Source organism: Plectonema radiosum NIES-515, from assembly GCF_025753815.1.
In the GTDB taxonomy this organism is placed as follows: Bacteria; Cyanobacteriota; Cyanobacteriia; order Cyanobacteriales; family Nostocaceae; genus Hassallia; species Hassallia radiosum_A.
Genome location: NZ_JAOWRF010000369.1, coordinates 22,871 through 44,184, shown reverse-complemented (window position 1 = coordinate 44,184; position 21,314 = coordinate 22,871). Strand labels below are relative to the sequence as shown.

The following is a 21,314-nucleotide window of genomic DNA, read 5'->3' as shown; positions in this document are numbered from 1 at the left end:
ACCAAAGATTGAACCAAAAGATACACTAGGAGCCGGAGATATTTTTCACGGTGCTTTCTGTAATTATATTTTACGAGAAAGTTTTCCCGATGCACTTGCACAGGCGGCTAATATCGCTGCTTATTCGTGTCAATTTTTTGGAACACGTCGCTGGATGAATTCACAGTGTTGAGTGCGATGAAGTTAAGAATCGTGTATTTTACGTGATCGGAAAAGAGAAATAAATGAAAGACATACAAGAAATATTAGCGATCGCTTGTTCTGTTGGTTGGGGGGCAGCAGATATACTACAATCTTATTACCACGGAACTGTCAAAGATTTCGATTTAGAAGTGCAATATAAGCAAAATGAGCCTGTAACTGTTGCAGATGTAGCTGTGAGTCAATACATTTTAGAGAAGCTACAAGGGAGTTTGGGTAATGAAGATTTTGGTTATATTAGCGAAGAAACTTATAAAGTTCAAGGAGCGCTGAGTCAAGAATTAGTATGGATAATTGATCCTTTAGATGGTACGCGAGATTTTATCCAAAAAACTGGTGAATATGCGGTTCACATCGCTTTGGTGAAAGAAAAACGCCCAATTTTAGCGGTGGTAGCTGTGCCGGAAGCCGAAAAATTGTATTATGCAATAAAAGGTGGTGGTGCATTTGTAGAAACACGCGATTCTCATTCTGAGAGGCTACGCCAACGCCAAAGTCAAAAAATACAGGTTTCATCACGGGAAAACATCCAAGATTTAACTGTAGTTGTCAGTCGGAGTCACCGCAACGAAAGATTAGATTATCTGCTAGAAAAACTGCCCTTTGCTAATCAAAAAGCTATCGGGAGTGTCGGTTGCAAAATTGCTACGATTGTTGAACAAAAGGCAGATGTTTATATCTCCCTTTCGGGAAAATCTGCGCCAAAAGATTGGGACATAGCAGCCCCAGAATTGATTCTCACAGAAGCTGGTGGAAAGTACACTCACTTCGACGGTACGCCATTACAATATAACACAGGTGATATTAATCAGTGGGGTGCTGTACTAGCAAGTAACGGTCAATTTCATGAGGAACTTTGCCAACAAGGTGAAGTAATTTTAGGAGAATTTGATAACTTGACAAATTGATTTATCCAGCTCTCAAAACTCAATTTGAATATTTTATTTGTTCTATAACTTGTAACGATTGATTTACATATAAGATGACCCAAGTAGTCTTAGGAGAAAACGAAGGAATTGAATCAGCTTTGCTCCCGATTTAAGTGGGAAGTTTCTCAAGCCGGAATTTTTCCAGATATGCGAAATAAGTGTCACTTTGAGACACCATTAGACAAAGAAAAGCGTCAGGCAATTGCAAGACACAAGCAACGTCCCAGACAACGTTATCGCTATAGGTAAGAAGGAAAAGTTAAATAAGTGCATTTGTGAAATAAAACCAGCATCTGTTTATTAACCAGTTAAAAGGTTTTTTGTGGCAAGTCTCTTTTCCATAAAGTGCCAAGACTAACCAAATGCTATTTGCACTTGCTCTGCTGCTTTGCCACATCAAAGAAATCAACCCAGATGTATAGAATTCTCAATTTAGGTTTCTGATTGAAAATTATCTAATTGGGTGAAGGCATAGTGAGCGATCGCTAAACTAACTTTTGCTTGTTCAATTTGAGATAAAGCTGTCCAGTCTCGATTGTTGATGTCAGTCATTGTAGATTCTGCGTTTTGCGGTTCCAAGCCTCGCATGGCATAACCGTAAGGACGTGCTAGAACTAAAAGGTCTTCTGTTTCCCAGCTTGGTAGTACAGTCTGAACACACTCAACTAATAATTGATCGCCTATTGCTCGGCTGGTGTTTAAAATTTCTGAAGCTTTTTGGGCGATCGCATTTAGCCAACTTTGGGGTACACTGGCAGCAAAAGCCGAATGTAAAGTTTTTTGAAGATTAGCTAAAGTAACATTATTTGTATTACACTTGTCGTGCGGGCATTCAGAAATTTCTAACCAAAGTGCGTCAAGTTTTCCATAAAAAGCTTGCGAATGAGTTGTTAGTTCTTCATCTGTTAAATCTTGAGCGAACTGCTCTTCTAGTTCTCGAAAATAGATTTCCGACTCTTCGTCAGCGGGATTCCAGGGATAAGTAGCATCTTCAGGTTCCAACAGAGCTGACAACAATTCTAAATCGAATTGACAGGGTAAGGGATGGAAAGTTTCTTTATGGTTTATATTTTTAGCCATTTGTCGTCTCCCGATTGATTATTTAGCAATATTGACAGCTACAGCTGGAAGAATCTGATTTCCGTAAAATAAATTTGATTTATTTGAGAGTGATATCTGGTTTTTTTCAGATAGGTTATAGTTGCAAAAATTCTATTTTTTTGTTATTGGGAATTGGGAAAAAGGTAATAATTCTTGTTCCAGTAAAGAGTCAAGAGTCCCCAGTTTTAAGAATCTTCAATAAGAAACTGCCATATTTCAGCTTTCGGACTACCAAACCTTAACTGCATTCCCGATTTTAAGGGTACTTCCTCGCGGAGGATTTGTTGCCAACCGTTGAAAGCCAAAAACCAAGTTCCGTAAGTGGACAAATCTCGGAGGGAATAAGTTCGGATGGGAGTGGTGCCGCTGAGATTATTCCGGCATAAGATTTCGGCGTGACCTTCTCTAGTAACAGATTCTCCTGGAATTACAATATGATTGTCTTTTGTGCGACCAATACGGGTAACACCACTTCGTAAAAACCAGGTTACACCTCCTGTTTGCGATCGCAAACAAGCAGTGGGAACTGACGAAGTTATACTGGGGATAGCAGTTTCCGGCAACTCGGTAATTTCTTCACCAAAGCTCTTAATCAGTTTGCCATTAAAATCGGGATGTAAATAGAGAACTGGTAAAGTCCAAGCGGGTTGATTGAACTTATAAATTGTTAATAAATGTTGCCTTGCTTCTGCTACAGCTTCATCAATTGGTAAACGCTTTCGCAAAGCTTGGGCAAAAGCTTGAATAAAACTTAGACTTTCATCATCGCGAATTTGATCCCGCATTGCCAAAACTGCCGGCACACCATGACGAATCAGTACTTCTGCCAAACTACTAGAGGGTATAGCTTGACGATTCATAGCAGATGGTTGTGCTCCCCAACAGGCATTAAAAACCGCCAAATTGACGTTATTCCGAGTCAATACTTGCGCTAATTCTATACCATTGAGCGTCATACCCGGTTGCAAAAACAGTAATCCGCCATCTGGTGCTGGACGACCATGACCAGCATAAAATAAAACATTATATTCTCTGCTTTCTAACTCTTGAATCAACTCTTGTCGAGTTGGTTGCAAAAGTGTTGTCACCGTACATGGCGCATATCCTTGAGAATGATTACCGACTACAGGACTATCGCACAGAGTTTTTTTGAGAATAGCCGCTTCTTTTTCCAGCTGGAGTTTATCGTCATATCCTAAAACCAGCAGAATATTTAAAGCTGGATTTGTTTGCAAATACGGCAGAGGATCTACTTCTGTGGTGGTTCGACTAAATAATACTTGTTTGCTAAGTGAAATTGCTGGTTGACCAGCTTCCCGCTGCATAATTTCCCAAGGTAGGGCAATGAGGTCTGGGTCGCGAATTTCTAATCGCAAGCGCAAAGGTATCTGCTCACCCATAGCCATGCCTTGACTGCGTTCTAGACTACCGAGAATATCTTTGTCAAATACCCAACGCCACAAGCTTATTCCCAAGTATTGCATCAGACGACTAGTGTAAGGACCAGGGGTCTGACCATTCGGGGGTGAAACCAAGTCCATAGTCAGTGGATTGGTAGGTTTTGGGGTTGAACCGGGAGGAAGATCCAAGCGATCGTGACCAGCAAACATTTCCTGCCAGTCAATCCATGCTTGAGTTAGGTGTGGAGACCATACACAGTCATGGTGAGCATAACCACTAGGATAGGGCGCGTTAACCACCCAAATGGCGAAGTTGTCGATGCCGATATTGAGACGCGCGATCGCCAGGTTCAGGGATGGCATGAATTCATTAAACTAAAAGGTTTAATCAAATAATTTCCAACAATCATATTACAAGGCAAAAATTTCTGCCTTGCTGATTCTTACCTTTATTATTTTAGGTTTTTTTTAGCTTATCGATTCTTTTAGTTAGTTGATGTCACCTTTGAGGTAGAACATCATCGTCAGGTGAGGGTGCAGGTTTCGACGGAACCACAGGTTGCTTAACAGTTTCATTATCAGCTTGACATTTACCGGATTGTCCCGGTGGGGAAATCAAGGGATTTGAGCGCTCAAGTTGCGATAATTGAATCCATCCGTCTTCCCCCCTTTTTACCAAAGGTTTAGAAGCGGTGGTGGAGGATTTGGTGTTAGAGAATTTTTTTACTGTTTGTGCAGTGTTATTATTCAGTTGAGTCGTGTTACCTACTGAACAGACTCGCAGATGCACTATCGGGTCTTGCTGTTCAGGAATTGGTTTCTCCCTAACTTGCAAAACACTACCTGCTGGTGCTGTGATTCCTAAATTTGGGGCAGATTTATTTTTACTTAGAGTTATTTCTCTATCGCTGGTAATCTCAGAACCAATATCTAAATTAAAAAGCGATAGTTGTTTCTCAGGTACAGTGACAACACTCGGATTTGTGCCTTCCACCTGAGTTGGAGGAATGCCAATATTTGTACCCCCTGCCCATTGCTTCGCCAAGTAGCCCAAAAAGCCGGCTCCCGTAGCCAATAATAAGAGAATTCCCAACTGTAACGGCACTTTTAAGGGTGTCACTGGCTTATGATCGGGAATTTGCGTTTTTTGATTGGGACTGTTTAAGGGAGTGTTTTGAAGTATTGTGGCTGCGTAATCAGAAGCTTTAATTGGGGAAGGTTCAGGAATGACTACTGTCAAGTTTGACTTTGGTTCCGAGTATTTGACTTGACAATGTACTAAAGCTATGGTTACGTTATCGTGTCCATTTTTCGTGTTAGCAATTTCTATCAATCGATTAGCGACATTGACAACATCTGTTTCACCAGCGAGAATCGGCAAGATTTCTGTTTCCCAGTATTCATCAACTCGGTCAAAGTCGCTTAAACCATCAGAACACAGCAGGAAAATCGAATCTTCGTCCAGGATAAACCGCTGTGCTGTGGGATGCAATGAAACACTGGGACTCATTCCTAAAGCTTGCACCAAAGAACCAGAGGAACTTTGTTGCACAGCCTCACGGTAAATAGCATAGCCTAGCCGCACTTCACGGGAGGCGACATCATCATCAACGGTAACTTGATAACAGCCGTGGCGTGTAATCCAGTAGGCGCGGCTGTCACCAACGTGGGTAATATACATTTCATGGGCAATAGGCAACCCCATCACCAGAGTTGTACCCATGCGCTGACGCCCTTGGCGATTTTCGCTGTCATTGCGCTGACTAATTTGATCGTTGGCAAGGGCTGCTGCGTTTTCTAAGTCTGTCAGCAGATTTGCCGCTACCATGTGGTCGTTCGGAAGTTTGGTGAGGTGCTGTACTTGCTGCTGAATCGTTTCAATTGCTAAATGTGATGCGACATTACCACCTTCGTGTCCGCCAATACCATCACAAACAATAGCTAAAGCTGTGGAGTTAGGGGGTTTGCTTAAAAGAGTTCCTGCCGGAGGATAACATGCATCTTCGTTGCGTTGGCGGCTGGGACCTGTTTCGGTTTTGGTGATAATCTTAATCGTAGGTGTTTGTGTTTTGCCTACGTCTGCCAGTCCTTGATCTAAAACTTCTATTAAATATTCAGAGGAGTTTATTTTTCCTTGAATCAAAGAACGACAAATTTCATTTACCAAAGGAGCGATCGCACTTTTTGCCTCAAGGCATAATTGCTGCCAAAATTCACCCAATTCAGGTAGCTCTGGTGTTGTTAAATCTACACGCAATTCCAACAAACGCACTAACGATCCTTCTACCCGTAATAAATTAGGATCGAGTAAGCTAGAGACGACACCCTCACTCGCTAGAGGTTGCCAAAGTTGAGCGATTTGCCACAGCCAATTGAGTTGCCGCATTGATGTGGCATGACTCCAAGCAGTAATTAAATCGTTGTATAGTTGTACTTGGTTGGTGCTGCTATTGGTGAAGAGTGGCGGTTTTTCTAAAAGTAATATTTCTCGCGCTTCCGACATGTCAGGTAGCTGTAGCACTTTATATACCTGCGGAACGTGTAAGCGGTAGGGAATTAGCCGCAGATAAGGTCTGATTAACTGTAAATTTTCTGACCCTGGAGCTTCATGTGCTAAACCGGGTTTAGTATCTAAAAGAACTGATTGACTGATGAGTAAATAGCGATCGGCTAATATTTCTCCGGCATTACCCACACTTTCCCCATCTCTCACCACCCACAGGTAACGCTTCGGTAAGGGTGTGCGGCATTGCTGACAAAACTTGTGAGTTAAGGGGTTGGGCGTCTGACAAAGTTCATTTGGGCAATACAGCCTTGCCGCGTCATTTTCCATAATTTTCGCACCGATCAGCGATTAGCAATTTCCACACAACAGCAGTGACAGCGGCAGTCCGCTCATGTTTTAACTTGATTTATCCAATGAATGAATCATCGGAATGCCCACGCGGCAGTCAGCAGGTGCTAATACTTATTTATCAACTTTATCAATTTTCCCAACTAACATACTCCTAAGTAAACCCTACAGCCCGATCATAGCTTCTCTGCTCTGTTACTCTTTGTCACTAAAGCATCGATTACTCCAGACCTGTTACCAAATCATAACCCCACCAGAACATGCAGTTTGCTTTTAATGAATTATCTCATCAGCAAGATGCACATCAACAAGAGGGGACTCATGTTAAAGGGGTTCATGGGTTCATGGGTTCATGGGGTGGAGTCATTTAAAATCAGTCGAATGAAAAGTGAAAATATTTCAACATTTTCCCTTTTTTCCTTTACCCTTCCCCCTCTTGTTCATGGGGATTGCGACAAGAGCGATGGTTAAAAGGGCAAAAAGCGGGGGTCTTAAACCCTAATCTCTCTTTTATTTTCCCTTTTTTCCTTTCCCCTTTACCCCTCCTTGATAATGCTGGTATTTTTATAGTTTATAAGTAGGTTGACATAAATTAACCTTAATTAAGCCTAAAGATAACGAGTTGTTAGGCACTAATTGCTACTGGCTTCATGTTCATGGCAATAAGTCCGGATGCGACGCTCAAAAATTGGGTTTATTACCATTTACACTACTTGCGCCTAGCAGATTGGCACATTGAATTCCATCAAACTGTAATCAAAATTAATAACATTCTGTTGAAGATAAAAATATTGTGCTCAAGGCTAGAAAATAAGAAAATAGATTGTCCAACATGAATATTATCTGTGAAAATTATGTGTAAATCTTGTCAAGATAGTTTATCAGTATTGTTAAGTAACTTTTATCACAATAAAACTAGAGATAATTTATTTGAAAGAAATAGTTGTATTCTTTCCACAAATTTGTTGATTAAACTGGGAACTGGGGATTGGGGACGCTTGGACGCTTGAAAAGACCTGTCCAAGCGTCTTTAATTAGCTTTTAACTAAATTTAAGGGTTTATCTAGCCTAATTTTGATAAATTCAGTATTATCGGCTTGCCCTGGATAACGACCAATGGTATCAGCATAATTGTTATCGTTGATCACCAGCAATGTTCTCGCATCTATAGGCAAAACGTTTTCGATTGTTACAAAAGGAAATGTAAATATACTGTTTTTGCTAAGGTTTATAGCAATACCTTTTGGATCGGATATTTTCAGCAAATCTACTAATACTTCTTTTTTAAGAAAACCCTGTTTATCTAGATTTGTGATATTAATTTTATAAAGGCGTTTGAATTGAGCAGGTGTTTTAAAAGCTGGATTATTAGGGTCGCCTTGGTTATTGTCGCGCTCGATGACAATAAATTCGTTGTCGTTAATCGCAGTTAAATCACCAATTGCGTAACTAGGGTTTTCTAACTTATAGGAAAAAACTTTACCTGTGTATTGTTTAGTTGCCAAATCAAATTCATTAATTAACAAGCGCGATCGCTCTGGGGAAGTGCTGGGTCGCACAATATCATCCTTTAATGCCCCTTCTAGCATCGCGTAAAGCTTTGTGCCGCTGCTGTTAAGTGCCAAGCCTTCAAACCCCTTAGAACCGCCAATATTGGCAGCAGCAATTCGGGCAGTATCATCAGGCAAATTGGCGAATTCTGGATTATCTGGAGATTTGACAAAATTTAACTTACCGATCGCTCTTAAGTTCGGCAAGGGAATCGGAGAATCCAGCAATTCACCATTTTGTCCTAGGTGTAGTAAAAACGGACCAAACTCATCTCCCACCCAGAAAGTGCCATCACTGACTTGACGGAAGGATTCTGTATCAAAATCGGCTCCTGTCAGCAAACGATTTTTGGCTATTTCGCGACTGACGGGAATGTTACTACCTGGATAAACTTTCTGTGAAGCGATTATGGGGAAGTTAGCTTTCTGCCTTTTGTCATTTAATTGTAGAAAACTTTCGCGGTTAAAGCTTTTAAGTCTTTCACCAGTTTGGAAATTAACTGGGAAAACTTGACCCGTGGTAAAGTCCGGTTCTAATGCGTAAATACGCAGTACGTTGTCAGGTGAATTCGCTTTTGAACCGAAACCGTTATCGGAAATTACTAAATAAGTGCCGGCAAATGATCCTGGGATGACAGCGGAAAATCCCTGCACGGGTTGTGCATTGATAAAAGGAGTGGTGCGATTCGTCTTTTTGAATTGACCTGTGGTTGAACCAGGAGCAAAAGTATCGGCTGGTAAAACTGCACGTCCTACAAGTTCGGCAGCTAGTGCGGGAAAGTTGAGTAACAGTGACAAAATAAGAGCAGGCATAAAGATGAGCCTGCTTGTCAAAAATTTAGTCATTACATAAAACCGGGCAATGGGCATTGGGCACGCTTCAGTTGGAACTAGAAGAGGGGAAAGGCAAAAGGGAAAACAATTAATTCTTCATTTTCAGAAAGCTCCCTACTCCTTAGTCCCTGCTCCTTAGTCCAAGCGTCCCCTCCTTATTGTGGTGTTGCGACTTGGGGAAGACCCATGCTGTAGTTAGTGACGCGGGCAGTGAGATTGTAGCTGATTTCGCCTTTTTGTAGAAGCGATCGCATATAATGCTCCAAATCTGACCCTATGCGTCGCAAGTTGTAGTCTGTCAGGTCTGCTGTACTAGATCCTTCGACCAGTTCATCAAACTTGTGATAAATTTTTTGCAGCGCATCTTCGTTCCAGTTAAATTCGTTGTCTGGGTCTACATCTAACGTTAAGACCTGATTACTAGGAACCAGTTCGCCATGAGAGTCAATTTCTCCGGCAAAAATGCGTATATGCCGGGTTGTTGACTTGAGCAGCATCGGGTTATCCATAAAACGGTGTAAGATTTTGGTTGATTACACTGAAATTATTGTAGACGCTCTTCCTTCTGTTGAATGCTTCTCAGATTATCATCTGATTAGGACCCTTATTTTCTTAGGGGTGGTAATCATGCCTATAAACGTCGCAAAGCGCAAAAATCATTCTTGTTCTAGCATTTTTTGATGCCACGTTATGCATAATAGCAAACAAAAGTCAAGGCTGAAAGCTGAATAAAAAACAGACTCATAAAATCAAGAACAGATGTACGTGAGTAAAGAGGAAAATAAATTTTATTCCTCATTCATGTCTGGGGAACCCCAAATTTGCCGTAGCGGTCTGCTAATCAAAGTTAAAAGGATTTATGCCGCTTTTGATGCTCGTCAGCCGCTTTCTGATGCCACAGTGAGGTACTTAAGACAGAATAATTTGATTGGTGTCTATGTCATCCCGAAAAAAATTTTATCTCTAATAATTTTTCTCATAAATGCCTCATTTAATTTCTCATGAAAAAAGCGCACATCAAGTAATTTTACTGAATTATGCTATAACCGCCTCAGGCTCTAATCAAATCGAAAAAACACCAGCTTTTTCCGTAAGTGTAACCACTAGTTTTCTAGTAACAAGTCGAACTATTCTTGACGGTAAGATAAAGTTGATGTAAAAACCTTTAAAAAGGTCAGGCAACTTCTTACAGAAACTTTATTGTATAGGATCTTAAAAACTGAATAATAGTTATGGCTTACTATAAAGCGCAGATGGGGCAGTAGTGGCGAAAATCTAGACACCGAAAGTCTAGCTAGAAACAAACCAAAGGAGAGTGGAATGGAATACAAATGTTATGAATGAAGACAAATTCTTAATTCAAGCACTTTGGATTCAAAAAAATATCTAAAAAGAATTTTTGCCGGAAATTTAGCTGCCAACCATGACGACCACCAAGTAAAGGAATCCTAAACACTATGAACTCCAAAGCATTGCCATGTCAAGTAAATAACATCGATGTAAGTGTTTATGAGTGCGAAATTCATCTCAAATTCCGAATGATTGAAGAGAAGAGTATATTAAGCGATCGCGATGAACTGTTGCAAGTGCTGCTAGAAGCTTTAACAGAAGGGTCTGACGAGTTTCTTGAAACCCTGCACGCGTCTGTCAAGGCACAGGAGGTTTCTGAGCTTAAAGCCTCACCACAAATGCGTCGTCAGCTGATGCGATTGCGAAACTCTACTGAGACTATTGCATAGTCTCAGTACTCAGAGTGTTTATTTTATTTAAGTAGTAGCAAATCCTATATCGGGCAGAAAATGGTGAATTTTTTGAAGTTTAACCATTTGCCTATTTTCACTCACTTCGGAGTTGACTTCTTTAAACTGACCATCAGGGGAACAAAAACTTAGTACACTCTATTTGGAAGCGGATTTCATCAGGCTTTTAAGGTGAAGTCACCATCGCATTTATAGTAGCCCTTACAGGACTACACTACGGTTAAAATTGGGTGCTTACTATGCCTTTATACCCACAAGAGGTGAAGTTATTTAGGGTTTTTGAAGATGTATTTTTCGCTCTTAATTTTTCAAACCAGATTACTCCTACTAAATAAACGAAGTCTAACCTAGTACAGGGCGGGGGAAATAAAGCTACCATTCAAAAAAGCCAAAAAGCTTGAAATACAAGGTTTTGAAATTTTGAATGAGCAAATTCCACGAACGGGAGTGCGTCTTTGACAGAAGAAGGGAAAAAGAAGCGGTACTAGTAACGTTGCCATTAGATATCGGTTATCTAGAGTTTAGGACATTACCTTGAGTGTATGTTTTGCCTAAGTATTACGTAGCTGTTTACTGACATAGCAAGCATTGCAAATTCAACCGGGTGCATTCAACCGATTTATTATTCTCAACCAAACAAAGATACCCCTCCAGACAAGAGTCAAGAGTCAGTTGTCATTTGTCTTTTGTCCAAAACTAATGACTAATGACTACTTAGCAAGACCGTGTTCTAAAGCAAAACGAACTAATTCAGTACGGCTGTTAGTACCAGTTTTACTAAACAAACGGCTGACGTACTTTTCCACGTTGCGGACGCTGGTTTCCAAACGACGGGCAATTTCTTTATTCATTAGCCCTTCAGCGACCAAATTTAAAACACTTTGTTCTCTGGGGGTCAAATCGATAGCAAAAGGGGCTGGAGATTGAGCGATCGCACTTTTTTGTGTTAACAGCGCCTTAATTTGGGCAATCTGATTCGCAAGTTCAGCAATATCAAAGGTTTCTCCCTCTTCACCTGTAGCATGAGGCTTGGCAGTGCGACGGATAAGTAAGTTTTCGATAATTGCGACTAATTCATCCGGATCGAAAGGCTTGGGTAGATAAGCATCAACACCAGCTTGATAACCTTGAATGCGATCGGTTGTCATTCCTTTTGCCGTTAAAAAGACCACCGGCAGGGTTTTAAAGCGGGGGTCTTCTCGCAGTTGCTTTAGGAACTGATAGCCATCTACCTGAGGCATCATGATGTCGGAAATCACTAAATCAGGTATGCTTTGCTGCATCAAGTCCCACCCCTCGCGGGCGTTACTGGCAACTTGAACACTGAAACCGCTTTCTTGCAAATAATCCTTGACGGCTTCACGCAATCCCGGTTCATCATCCACCAGTAACAGTTGTGCTGACATCTAAAGTTTCCTTGACACTACTTTTATTAAATTTAGCGGAAATTGGGGACTAGGGAATGGGGAATGGGGAATGGGGAATGGGGAATGGGGAATGGGGAATGGGGAATGGGGAAATGTTGAATTAGATACGCAGAAATTTTTATATGATTCTTTTCCCCAATAAGGGTTTAAAGCCCCCTATGCGTAAGTGGTTTTATTTGGGGGGAGGTCACAATTCCCGAATCCAAATTCTTTCCCATGAACCCATGAACCCATGAACCATGAATCCCTAATGAGTGAAGGAGGTTCCTCGCGTTGTAGCACCTGCCGTCATTGGGCATTGCTAGGAAAATTATTGCCAATCCAGAATCCAAAATCCCAAATTCCTAGAACCAATCAATGATTTTGGCTTTTTCTGGCAATTGGGCATCTTTTTGCCCAGAGTAACGCGCTATGCCGGTGAATAGACCAATGGGTGTACTTAACAAGTCTACAAGGCTGGCTTTACGGGCGATCGCTTTGCAGCTATTTTTTGGTACTTCTTTCAACAACCAACGCAGCAACAGATAGCCGTATTCCTTGGCTGTGGTTGGTTTCATCAACTCAATACCGTGCAATTCGTGTAAATAGCGATTTGAGCGTCCATAGCGCCGCCATTGACTTTCTAGTTCTTTGAGTGTAGCGCGGTGGCGATGCTGGACGATCGCTCTTGGTGAAAATTCTAAACGCCCGATGTTTTCTTTGAGAATTCGCCAACACATGTCAGCATCACCACCAGTAGTTAGATAAGGACGGAACAAACCTGCTTTTTCAAATGCGATGCGTCGAATTGCTAAATTAGCGGTTTGACCGTATGGACAAAATTTATGGGCGAGGGTGTGCTTTTGTGATAAGGTATCTTGGCGATCGGCGTATTGTTCTAGAAGCGTTTTGCCTGGTAACGCCGCAATTTCTCCGGCGACAATTGTCACATCTTGGTTGACAAAAGGCTCTACTAATGCTTCTAACCATTGATGTTGCGGACGGCAATCAGCATCAGTAAAGGCAATTATTTCACTCATCGCAGCGCGAATGCCTGTATTGCGGGCAGCGTAAGAGCTTTGTATTTGCTTTTCCCTTAAAGGACGAATTGTAATTGGGCAATGTTCGGCAGCAGTTTCGATAAAAGTTAGCGTGCGATCGCTACTGTTATTGTCTACCAGCAAATACTCAACCTGATGTTTTGGGTAAGTTTGCGCTAACAGACAAGAAATTAAATCTGGTAAGTCTTTTTCCCCATTATATATAGGCACTACTACCGACACATGAGGGAAAAAAGTGTTGGTGGTGGTGAAGTCAAGTGGCTGATGATTCATGGATTTATGATTTTGGGGGTGGGGTTAATTATTATTATTCCCAGTCCAAAATCGTAAATCCGTAGTATCATCTGCTTGTCTAATTTTACAATTTCAAATCTGAGGCGCGAACGCTCAAGGGTTTTGACCGTTGATTTAAGTTGGGTTGGGCGAAGTTTCTGCTGGATAAAGCAGCGATCGCCCGCGCATATTGCGGATCGTTTTGAGTTGCCACCAAATTTGGATTAATCGCCAACTGACGCTCTTGCGCCTCTGACAAATCTATCTTGATATCAGGGCTAATACCTTTATGGTTAATGTCTGTTCCAGCAGGGGTGAAATAATGGGCAATGGTGATGGCTACGCCGGAACCGTCTGGCAATTCATGCACCGACTGTACTAAGGCTTTACCAAAGCTTTGACTACCAACAACTACCGCTCGCTTATTATCCTTGAGTGCGCCTGTGAGGATTTCACTAGCACTGGCTGAATTATTATCTATCAGTACCGCCAAGGGACGTTTTGTAATGGCAGTGTTATTTGCCTTGCTCAGTTCAGTTCCTCCCACGCGGTCTACTGTCTTAACAATCCCGCCATTATCTATCCACATCCGAGCAATTTCAATGCTTGCAGTCAACAAACCACCGGGATTTCCGCGCAAATCTAAGACGTAACTATCAACTTGCTGACCGTTTAAATCGCGAATTGCTCGTCGCATTTGGTCGGCTGCGTGAGCGCTGAACTCCCGCAATCTGATATAACCAACACGTCGCGAGCCTTCTTGCTTCAGGGTGTATTTCACCGTTGGCACTTCAATGGTGGCTCGTGTCAGCTTGACATCCATTTCTGGTCGTCCTTGACGTGCAAGCCGCAATACTATTGGAGTACCAGCTTTGCCGCGAATCAGCTTAGAGGCATCTTCTACTTTCACGTCATGTATCGGTTTGCCGTCAATTGCGACAATCTCATCGCCGGCTTTGACACCTGCTTTGAGTGCTGGCGAATTTTCTATAGCTTCCACAACGGTGAGTCGCTTGGTTTTTTCATTCAGTTCCATCCGAATGCCTATTCCAGAGACTTCGCCAGATGTTTGGCTGGTTAGGGCATCATACTGTTTCGGGTCCATGAACCGAGTGTAAGGATCGCCCAATTTTTTTAAAGCTTCCCGGATGGCTGTGTAAGCTTCATCACGAGAAGAATAATTTTTACTTAAAAGGCTTTGTCTGGTTGCTTGCCAATCTTGTTGATTAAATTTACCATCAACATATTCACGATTTACTAGTTGCCACACTTGGTCAACGATCGCTTTTGGGCTATCCTGTAAGGCGGCGCGGACGGAGCGACACCACGCTTGACCGAACACAGACAAAGTTGCTGTTGTGGCGATCGCTCCACCAATCAAGGCTACTTGGAGCGGCGAGGAACGTTTCGCAGATTGGTTCATGTATATAATAAATGAATAATTGTGTTATTGACAGTTTAGCAATCTAGCTTTCTCGGAGATTTACCAGAAATTTATCGGTATTTCTGCTTTATTTAAAGCTACAATTTCTTCATGTTTTTGCCCTTGAAATTCGCCGGTTGCACTGCGTTACTTTTTAACAATTATCCTTCCGTTTGTCATCTCTTTCCGGAAGGTTAATCTTAAATTGTTGACACAAAGACTGTGTGTCGTCCTCTCACCTCAATTACTTTTAATAAGATAGCACTTGCTTCTGGTTAAGTGTATGTCTGTAGGACAAAATCCAAATTAGCTTTGAAGTGCGTGTGCCATGAGACGTATTTTTACAAAAAAAATATCAATTTATAATAAAATAAAATCACTTAAAAGGTGGCAATTGTTACAAAAATTAGCTTTGGGTCTGTGCCTTATTCTTGGCTTTTGGCTGATTTTTAACACCATAACCTTACTTAATGCATTATCCAAGCCTGTAGATGGCTTTTTTGTACTTGGTGGCAGCATTACTAGAGAAATTTATGTTGCCCAAGAAGCAAAAAAATCTCCAGAAACGCCGATTTTAATTTCTCGCGGTTCTCAAGACCCTTGTATTTGGCAGATTTTTCAACGAGAAGTAGCACCATTTCAAAATGTTTGGTTAGAACATTGTGCCGATTCCACCTTTGAAAATTTTTATTATGGTATTCCAATTTTGCGCCGTTTGGGAGTGCATAAAGTCATGCTTATTACTTCTCCAACTCACTTACCAAGAGCCAAATGGTTAGGACAAATTCTTTTAGGTGCTCATGGTATTTGGGTAGAACCTGGGATTGTTGAGGAAAAAGGCATTCCTGGTAATCGTGAGTCTTGGTTGAAAACGGGAGCGGATGTAACCCGCAGTTTGTTTTGGGCAGGTTTAAGTCAATTTATTCAACCAAAATGTTCAAATGTGACTAGACTAACTCAAGTGAATATGCAAGATTGGCAGCAACGAGGTTGGAAGTGCGAACGCAAGGGGAATTTGGGGAGATTATGAGTGGGGGAGTCGGGGAAATAAAGGGATTTTACAGCTATAGGACTTATGCAAAATACCTCTAAGCGACTAATAATGAGACCCTGTGCGAACGCGTCTACTTAGTGCAGAAACACCCGAAACAGAGGGAGTAGTCGCAACAGTTGCGACCATCGTTGGTATTGTTGGATTATGCGATCGCGCGATCGCGCTAACAAATCCGGGCATTGCAGGGGGAAAATTTTCCAACCGCGATCGCTAACTACAAAAGGGGAGAATTTGAGTGAAGCTGAAGAAGCCACTCGATAATTTGCGGATTTACCAAATCTGGCACTTCATCGTGGGGACAATGACCCGCATTCGCAATGGGAACGATTTTGATTTCTTTGCCATTCTGACATGCCTCCTCGTAAATCTTTGCCCCAGTGATTGGTGTCCAAGGATCATCTGCACCCCAAATTACCAACAAGGGATGCTTGACTTTGGGCAAGAGTTCCCCAGGTTCAGGACCAGGAGGTGCAGTCAGGATAGAAGCGAAAACTTGCTGCGCTCCCGGTTCGCAAGAGGGAGCGTAAAGTAAATCGACTAATTCATCAGTCACGGCTTGGCGATCGCGATAAACTTGATATAAAGTCCGGCGAATTTGCTTTTTTTGACGGATGCGATTAAAAACAAATTTGCCTGTAATTGGATGACCCACTAATTTATTAAACGTTGACATAACAATGCGTAACGGTGGGTTCAATTCATGAGAACGATGACTCAAGCCACCCGCAGAATTAATCAAAACACCACCAGCAGCAATTTCTGGATGTTCAGCCACCACCATCAAGCTTAAAAGTGCACCGATAGAGTTACCAATAAATACCGCAGGTTCGCTAATATGGGCTGTGCAAAAATCTTTCAGCAATTCCACCCATACTTCTAAAGTGTAATTCAAGGGGGGCTTATCAGAACCACCAAAACCCAAAAGGTCAATAGCAAATACTTTGTACCCTGCTGCTGCTAAAACCGGGATATTTTTCCGCCAATGTCCAATCGAAGCACCAAAGCCATGAATCAGTACTAAAGGATGCCCAGTACCCATGACGGTATACTGAATTTTATAGTCCTTCCAAGTCCAGAAGAGTTTTTCAAAAGTGGCTGTTGTTGGCTGGTTAGTTAGAGTCACTATTAAGATTTATAAAGTGTTTCTTAAATTAATAGTAATATTATCTGACGTATGGGTTAACAACAAAATGCTATTTTTGAACGTATCGCGGCAGTCCCTACCCTCAACTTTTAGTAGGGTAGGGATCGGAGCGCTTGTTTTGGAACGAAGTGGAAATAACCAATCCATATTTATTCAGATGGCGCATCTTGTTCTTTGATATATTTCTTAAGTTTATCAATTGGTGCGCCACCACTTGATGCAACATAATATGAGCTAGACCAAAATAAAGGTTTCCAATAAAACTTGTCAATATGCTCCTTAAATTCTTTGCGAATAACCCTACTACTCGCTGATTTTAAGCTAGAGGTAAAGTCAGAAATATTGTTATCTGGGTGATAGTCTACCAACAAATGAACATGGTCTTGTTCACCCGAAAATTCAACCATTATGCAATTAGTTTTAATGCAAATATTTGCAAAAATCTCGCGCATCCTCTCAAGGATTGGTGCGGTAATTACTTTTTTACGATATTTGGTAATAAAAACAAAATGTAAGTGAACAGAAAAAATAGCATGTGACCCTTTGCGAGGAAGCATTTGACAAGCAACCGTGTCTGAGGTATTGTGCTAATATACCAGATTTTTGGAGGTTCGCAAAAACACACTGTGGCAACAAGACGAATGACTTTCCGGCTATACCCAAACGATAAAACTGAATCAATTTTGCGGTATCACCGAAAGCTCCACAAGGACTTGTATAATGCCGCAGTCAATAACAGATTCACGCAATATCAAAAATTCAACCACAAGGTTGATTATTTTGAACAACAGAATTGTTTACCTGCATTTAAAGAGGTTTGGACAGAGTACAAACAACTTCCTAGTCACGCTTTACAAGCAACTTTAAAACGTGTTGACTTTTCTTTTGAGCGTTGGTTTAAAAAGCTAGGTAAACGTCCAAAATTCAAATCAATCAGGCATTATTCTGGATGGACTTATCCAGACTCCGCAGGTTTTAAGGTAGAGTCAAATGGCAAAAACGGGTATCTCAATTTGTCTAAAATTGGGCGTATCCAGATGCGTGGACAGGCTAAGTATTGGGGCAAACCAACTACTTGCACTATTCTTTACCGCAACGGTAAATGGTATGCCTCTATTACTGTCAACGTATTAGACCAAGTTCTCAAATCAGAGATTTTACCTGTTGGTGCTATCGGCATTGACTTAGGATGTAAAGCTGCGCTATCAATCACTGACGGAGAGAATCATCAACAAGTCGATGCTCCTAAGTTTTTGAGGAATGCAGAACATTTAATCAAAAAAGCGTCTTCATATAAACGACGCAAACGTGCACCAAATAGAAAAAAGGAGATTAAAGCTTCTAGACGGTTTAAGAAAGCCCAAGCATCGGTTAGTAAGTTGACTCGAAAAGTCGCTAATCAACGCCAGAATTGGGTACACCAAGTTGCGATAGAAATAGTTGGCTGTAATAGCTTCATCGCAACTGAAAAGCTAGAAGTAAAAAACATGACCGCTAAAGCTAAAAAAGGTAAACGCGCTCCCCAGAAAGCTGGACTAAATAAGTCTATTCTTGATGTTGGTTTTAATATGTTGCGTAGCACCATCAAATACAAAGTAGAACAGATTGGTGGTGTATTTATCGAGGTTCCAACCCGTCAGGTAAAACCGTCTCAAACCTGCCCCAAATGTGGAAACCAACACAAGAAAACGCTCGACATTAGAGTACATCAGTGTGGTGCTTGTGGATATTTGCAAGATAGGGATGTTGCTGCTGCCGAAGTTATGCTTTATTGGGCAAAAGGGAGTCTACCGGGGTTTGGAACGAGCCTCGCAGACGCTGATCTTGCTAGCTCTACCTCACGCACCCGCGCTCCAAGCAGGAAGTATGAGGCAACTGGGGGAAAAGAAGCGTCAGAAATCTCAAAGCAACTTTGCTAAAAAGAAGTTAGAGGATGTAGAAACCTCTAGCTCAGGCGAAGCCAGCTAGAGGTAGTTCATTCAGTCCCAACCGAAAAACCTCTGAAGTATACGGCTCTGGGCGTGCAAGAATACTTTCAGTACGACCCGACTGGGGATTACCTGACACCACGACTCAAGGGTTAGCGTTTGGTTGAGGGCAAATATCAAGTAATTTAGCCAAACGATGGTTGTTGGAATTGGGGTTGAGTGTGGAACAGATTGCAGCTGCTTTTAGTTTAACTGTGGAAGAAGTTAGACATTAAAACTGAAGATATGAGCGGTAAACCGCTCACTACAAATGTTAAGTTTCCTAAAGTATTTTTTTTAATGTTAGTTTCTCACCTGCTACGGGATTAATAGCTGAGGGAAGATTTCTTCCCATTAAACTTTCTACCCGGTTGGTGAGGTTGTGAGATGATAAACAAAAATCATAGTTACTTAACTGATTTTGCCAAAGTTTTTTTTGCTGCTGCTTACGTGGCAATGACTTAACCAATGGCTTATGTAGCTGCAAGATTAAACAAAAGGCAAAATTTGTGAAAGGATTCAAAGCAGGCGATCGCATTGTTATACGCTTGTATGATATTCAAAACCGCTTTCTTCACTAGAGCGAATTTGAAGCTTTATCGGCAAACACAACGCTTAACCTGATTTTGTCGTCAAACCCAACAGAATACAAAGTCGTTCGCACTGTCTATAGTGTTGACGCAGACATGGAAAACACGATTGACGCGGGTACTACTACTTACGATTATTTCACCCAAGTGAATAATCAAGGTGATGTTGCAGATATATCCTCGCAGTATGCTGTGGGACAAAAAGAACAAGCGCAAGTTCAGCAGCGCTTCGCAGTTGAGGCACAAGGTAAAAAACCTCGTCAACATTGTAACCAAGGAATAGGTAATGGTGCTGAGGGCTGCAACCCAGGTAATTCTCATCCGCATGGTGGTAGAAACGATGAAGGTGGACGAACTCCAAGCGGTAAAAAGTAATACGACATCTCGTTTGTCGTAGAGGTTGACAAGACAAAGACAAAAGGTAAACGGTAAAATTTATTACCTTTTACCTTTTTTTTAGTTTAATTGAATTTTTGCTCTTTATCTCTACCTAAAAGTATTGAATTGCTTATAATCCAATACGTAGGCGTGTTAAGGATTTTCGGTACTGATTTTAGACCTGTAGAGACGCGATCGTCCGAAGTCTCTACCCTCGTATTTTCGGCTTAACACCAACGGTATTGGCTTATAATATTGAACCAAGAATCCCCAGCATGACGACAGGGGAGTGTCAATCCGCTATTAACACTTTATTGCCATTTTTTGATTGATTACGTTGTCTATAAACTTCTCTGACTGGAAAAGGAATTTTAATACCTTCTTGTTGATACCTTTTATGTAGTTTTTTAATAAATTTGTGTTTAGCAATACGGAGGTCAAAAAATTCGTTCACCCGTATATATACGGTAAAATCAATACTAAAATCTCCAAAAGTATGAAATCTCATAAACGGTTCATTCACCATTAATTCAGGTGAAACCTCTCTCATTACCTCTTTAGCTATCTCAATGGTCACTTTTTCAACTTGTTCTAAATCGCTTTGGTAATCTACACCCACATTAATTGTTAATGAGATTTCTTTAACTGGTAAATGATAATTGGTAAAAATTGTGGAAGCCAGTTTAGAATTAGGCACAACTATGACATTATTAGAAAGCTCTTTGATCGTTGTATTTCGCCAGGTTATATCTGTTACATATCCTTCATGTTTATCTTCTAATTTTACATAATCTCCCGTTCTAACTTGCTTAGAAAAAATTAGATAAAATCCCGAAAATATATTTTCAAGTGTATCTTTAAGTGCTAAACCAACTGCTAAACCACTAATTCCTAAAGTTGTGACTATCGGTGTAACTTCTACACCCACAGTTTGCAGCAAAATTAATGTTCCCAAAATTAAAACGGCTATTTTAGCAACATTAGAAATTAATGACGCGGAAACTCCTTCGGTTTTACGAGTATATAACTTAACGAAACCTCCAGTTAATCTAGCAAAGACTAAAGTGACTGAATATATAAAAAGAATAATAATAACTCTTTTTAATAAGTCATTAACGTCATTTGATTTGAAAGGAAAACTAATAACTGCACCGAAAAAGCCCGCAAGCATAAACCAAATAAAGGTCATGCGGTGCAGAGAATTAAATATGATGGTATTTCCGGGAATTTTTTTGATGGCAAAAAAATTTTTTAATTTTATAAACACAACTTGTTCGCCAATTACTCCAGCTATTAAGCCAGCTAGAATAAATGCAAGCGGTATAAGCCATTGCACTATCATAAGCAACTCCAAATTAAAAATTTAAAAGCCAAATTTTTGTTGATTGA

Annotated in this window: 20 protein-coding genes; 8 read left to right on the top strand and 12 right to left on the bottom strand. The window is 41.0% G+C overall.

Annotated elements, in window-relative coordinates; translation table 11 throughout:
• From OGM63_RS26115 to rpsU, 3 genes are all read left to right on the top strand, one after another.
• Positions 1–172: PfkB family carbohydrate kinase (locus tag OGM63_RS26115; protein WP_263748624.1), on the top strand; the 172-nt coding region annotated here is incomplete at its 5' end.
• A gap of 52 nt (positions 173–224) precedes the next feature.
• Positions 225–1,109 carry a 3'(2'),5'-bisphosphate nucleotidase CysQ family protein gene (locus tag OGM63_RS26110; RefSeq protein WP_263748621.1) on the top strand — a complete coding sequence of 295 codons (885 nt, stop codon included), beginning with the start codon at positions 225–227 and terminating at the stop codon, positions 1,107–1,109.
• 108 nt (positions 1,110–1,217) lie between these two features.
• Complete coding sequence (gene rpsU / locus OGM63_RS26105; RefSeq protein ID WP_511041093.1) at positions 1,218–1,379, top strand: 30S ribosomal protein S21; 162 nt, start codon at positions 1,218–1,220, stop codon at positions 1,377–1,379.
• Positions 1,380–1,562: 183 nt separating this feature from the next.
• Here rpsU and OGM63_RS26100 read toward each other — a convergent pair whose 3' ends face one another.
• From OGM63_RS26100 to OGM63_RS26080, 5 genes are all read right to left on the bottom strand, one after another.
• On the bottom strand, positions 1,563–2,210 hold the full coding sequence (locus OGM63_RS26100) for a hypothetical protein (RefSeq protein ID WP_263748620.1): 648 nt from the start codon (positions 2,208–2,210) through the stop codon (positions 1,563–1,565).
• A 206-nt stretch (positions 2,211–2,416) separates the two neighbouring features.
• Entirely contained in the window at positions 2,417–3,994 is a 1,578-nt protein-coding gene (locus OGM63_RS26095; RefSeq protein WP_263748619.1) for a CHAT domain-containing protein, read from the bottom strand.
• A 136-nt stretch (positions 3,995–4,130) separates the two neighbouring features.
• On the bottom strand, positions 4,131–6,464 hold the full coding sequence (locus tag OGM63_RS26090; RefSeq protein WP_263748618.1) for a protein phosphatase 2C domain-containing protein: 2,334 nt from the start codon (positions 6,462–6,464) through the stop codon (positions 4,131–4,133).
• Between the two features lie 1,055 nt (positions 6,465–7,519).
• A complete protein-coding gene (locus OGM63_RS26085; protein WP_263748617.1) occupies positions 7,520–8,848 on the bottom strand; it encodes an esterase-like activity of phytase family protein in 1,329 nt (442 codons plus the stop codon).
• Positions 8,849–9,024: 176 nt separating this feature from the next.
• Positions 9,025–9,366 (bottom strand): NAD(P)H-quinone oxidoreductase subunit M, encoded by a 342-nt coding sequence (locus OGM63_RS26080; RefSeq protein WP_263748616.1) that lies wholly within the window; start codon positions 9,364–9,366, stop codon positions 9,025–9,027.
• Positions 9,367–10,326: 960 nt separating this feature from the next.
• Between OGM63_RS26080 and OGM63_RS26075 the strand changes: the two genes are divergently transcribed.
• Complete coding sequence (locus OGM63_RS26075; protein ID WP_263748615.1) at positions 10,327–10,608, top strand: Npun_R1517 family heterocyst differentiation transcriptional regulator; 282 nt, start codon at positions 10,327–10,329, stop codon at positions 10,606–10,608.
• A gap of 731 nt (positions 10,609–11,339) precedes the next feature.
• Here the strand turns inward: OGM63_RS26075 and OGM63_RS26070 are convergent.
• The 3 genes from OGM63_RS26070 to ctpB form a co-directional block, all read right to left on the bottom strand.
• A complete protein-coding gene (locus tag OGM63_RS26070; RefSeq protein WP_263748614.1) occupies positions 11,340–12,035 on the bottom strand; it encodes a response regulator transcription factor in 696 nt (231 codons plus the stop codon).
• Positions 12,036–12,400: 365 nt separating this feature from the next.
• Positions 12,401–13,369: a glycosyltransferase family 2 protein gene (locus OGM63_RS26065; protein ID WP_263748613.1), complete on the bottom strand. Its 969-nt coding sequence runs from the start codon at positions 13,367–13,369 to the stop codon at positions 12,401–12,403.
• 85 nt (positions 13,370–13,454) lie between these two features.
• The gene (ctpB, locus tag OGM63_RS26060; protein WP_263748612.1) at positions 13,455–14,792 is read right to left on the bottom strand and encodes a carboxyl-terminal processing protease CtpB; all 1,338 of its coding nucleotides are present in this window, start codon (positions 14,790–14,792) and stop codon (positions 13,455–13,457) included.
• A gap of 394 nt (positions 14,793–15,186) precedes the next feature.
• Here ctpB and OGM63_RS26055 point away from each other — a divergent pair, with 394 nt between their 5' ends.
• Entirely contained in the window at positions 15,187–15,822 is a 636-nt protein-coding gene (locus OGM63_RS26055; protein WP_263748611.1) for a YdcF family protein, read from the top strand.
• Between the two features lie 82 nt (positions 15,823–15,904).
• Entirely contained in the window at positions 15,905–16,060 is a 156-nt protein-coding gene (locus OGM63_RS26050) for a hypothetical protein (protein ID WP_263748610.1), read from the top strand.
• Here the strand turns inward: OGM63_RS26050 and OGM63_RS26045 are convergent, their stop codons facing one another.
• Both OGM63_RS26045 and tnpA read right to left on the bottom strand, forming a co-directional pair.
• A complete protein-coding gene (locus tag OGM63_RS26045) occupies positions 16,061–16,969 on the bottom strand; it encodes an alpha/beta fold hydrolase (protein ID WP_263748609.1) in 909 nt (302 codons plus the stop codon).
• Between the two features lie 170 nt (positions 16,970–17,139).
• Complete coding sequence (tnpA, locus tag OGM63_RS26040) at positions 17,140–17,547, bottom strand: IS200/IS605 family transposase (RefSeq protein WP_263748608.1); 408 nt, start codon at positions 17,545–17,547, stop codon at positions 17,140–17,142.
• Positions 17,548–17,631: 84 nt separating this feature from the next.
• Between tnpA and OGM63_RS26035 the strand changes: the two genes are divergently transcribed.
• Positions 17,632–18,909: an RNA-guided endonuclease InsQ/TnpB family protein gene (locus OGM63_RS26035; RefSeq protein ID WP_263748607.1), complete on the top strand. Its 1,278-nt coding sequence runs from the start codon at positions 17,632–17,634 to the stop codon at positions 18,907–18,909.
• 331 nt (positions 18,910–19,240) lie between these two features.
• Here the strand turns inward: OGM63_RS26035 and OGM63_RS26030 are convergent, their stop codons facing one another.
• On the bottom strand, positions 19,241–19,495 hold the full coding sequence (locus OGM63_RS26030) for a hypothetical protein (protein WP_263748606.1): 255 nt from the start codon (positions 19,493–19,495) through the stop codon (positions 19,241–19,243).
• A gap of 148 nt (positions 19,496–19,643) precedes the next feature.
• On the opposite strand from OGM63_RS26030, the gene OGM63_RS26025 reads away from it, so the two are divergent.
• Positions 19,644–19,922 carry a hypothetical protein gene (locus tag OGM63_RS26025; protein WP_263748605.1) on the top strand — a complete coding sequence of 93 codons (279 nt, stop codon included), beginning with the start codon at positions 19,644–19,646 and terminating at the stop codon, positions 19,920–19,922.
• Positions 19,923–20,217: 295 nt separating this feature from the next.
• On the opposite strand, the gene OGM63_RS26020 is transcribed toward OGM63_RS26025, so the two are convergent.
• On the bottom strand, positions 20,218–21,267 hold the full coding sequence (locus tag OGM63_RS26020) for a mechanosensitive ion channel family protein (protein ID WP_263748603.1): 1,050 nt from the start codon (positions 21,265–21,267) through the stop codon (positions 20,218–20,220).
• Between the last annotated feature and the right edge of the window lie 47 nt (positions 21,268–21,314).

What these genes read in the sequence shown, in the direction of transcription:
- ctpB (WP_263748612.1), bottom strand. Translation starts at nt 14,792, where the DNA reads ATGAACCAATCTGCGAAACGTTCCTCGCCGCTCCAAGTAGCCTTGATT.
- OGM63_RS26110 (WP_263748621.1), top strand. Translation starts at nt 225, where the DNA reads ATGAAAGACATACAAGAAATATTAGCGATCGCTTGTTCTGTTGGTTGG.
- OGM63_RS26085 (WP_263748617.1), bottom strand. Translation starts at nt 8,848, where the DNA reads ATGCCTGCTCTTATTTTGTCACTGTTACTCAACTTTCCCGCACTAGCT.
- OGM63_RS26065 (WP_263748613.1), bottom strand. Translation starts at nt 13,369, where the DNA reads ATGAATCATCAGCCACTTGACTTCACCACCACCAACACTTTTTTCCCT.
- OGM63_RS26075 (WP_263748615.1), top strand. Translation starts at nt 10,327, where the DNA reads ATGAACTCCAAAGCATTGCCATGTCAAGTAAATAACATCGATGTAAGT.
- OGM63_RS26025 (WP_263748605.1), top strand. Translation starts at nt 19,644, where the DNA reads ATGGAAAACACGATTGACGCGGGTACTACTACTTACGATTATTTCACC.
- tnpA (WP_263748608.1), bottom strand. Translation starts at nt 17,547, where the DNA reads ATGCTTCCTCGCAAAGGGTCACATGCTATTTTTTCTGTTCACTTACAT.
- OGM63_RS26070 (WP_263748614.1), bottom strand. Translation starts at nt 12,035, where the DNA reads ATGTCAGCACAACTGTTACTGGTGGATGATGAACCGGGATTGCGTGAA.
- OGM63_RS26035 (WP_263748607.1), top strand. Translation starts at nt 17,632, where the DNA reads ATGACTTTCCGGCTATACCCAAACGATAAAACTGAATCAATTTTGCGG.
- OGM63_RS26090 (WP_263748618.1), bottom strand. Translation starts at nt 6,464, where the DNA reads ATGGAAAATGACGCGGCAAGGCTGTATTGCCCAAATGAACTTTGTCAG.
- OGM63_RS26020 (WP_263748603.1), bottom strand. Translation starts at nt 21,267, where the DNA reads ATGATAGTGCAATGGCTTATACCGCTTGCATTTATTCTAGCTGGCTTA.
- OGM63_RS26030 (WP_263748606.1), bottom strand. Translation starts at nt 19,495, where the DNA reads ATGCGATCGCCTGCTTTGAATCCTTTCACAAATTTTGCCTTTTGTTTA.
- OGM63_RS26095 (WP_263748619.1), bottom strand. Translation starts at nt 3,994, where the DNA reads ATGCCATCCCTGAACCTGGCGATCGCGCGTCTCAATATCGGCATCGAC.
- OGM63_RS26080 (WP_263748616.1), bottom strand. Translation starts at nt 9,366, where the DNA reads ATGCTGCTCAAGTCAACAACCCGGCATATACGCATTTTTGCCGGAGAA.
- OGM63_RS26100 (WP_263748620.1), bottom strand. Translation starts at nt 2,210, where the DNA reads ATGGCTAAAAATATAAACCATAAAGAAACTTTCCATCCCTTACCCTGT.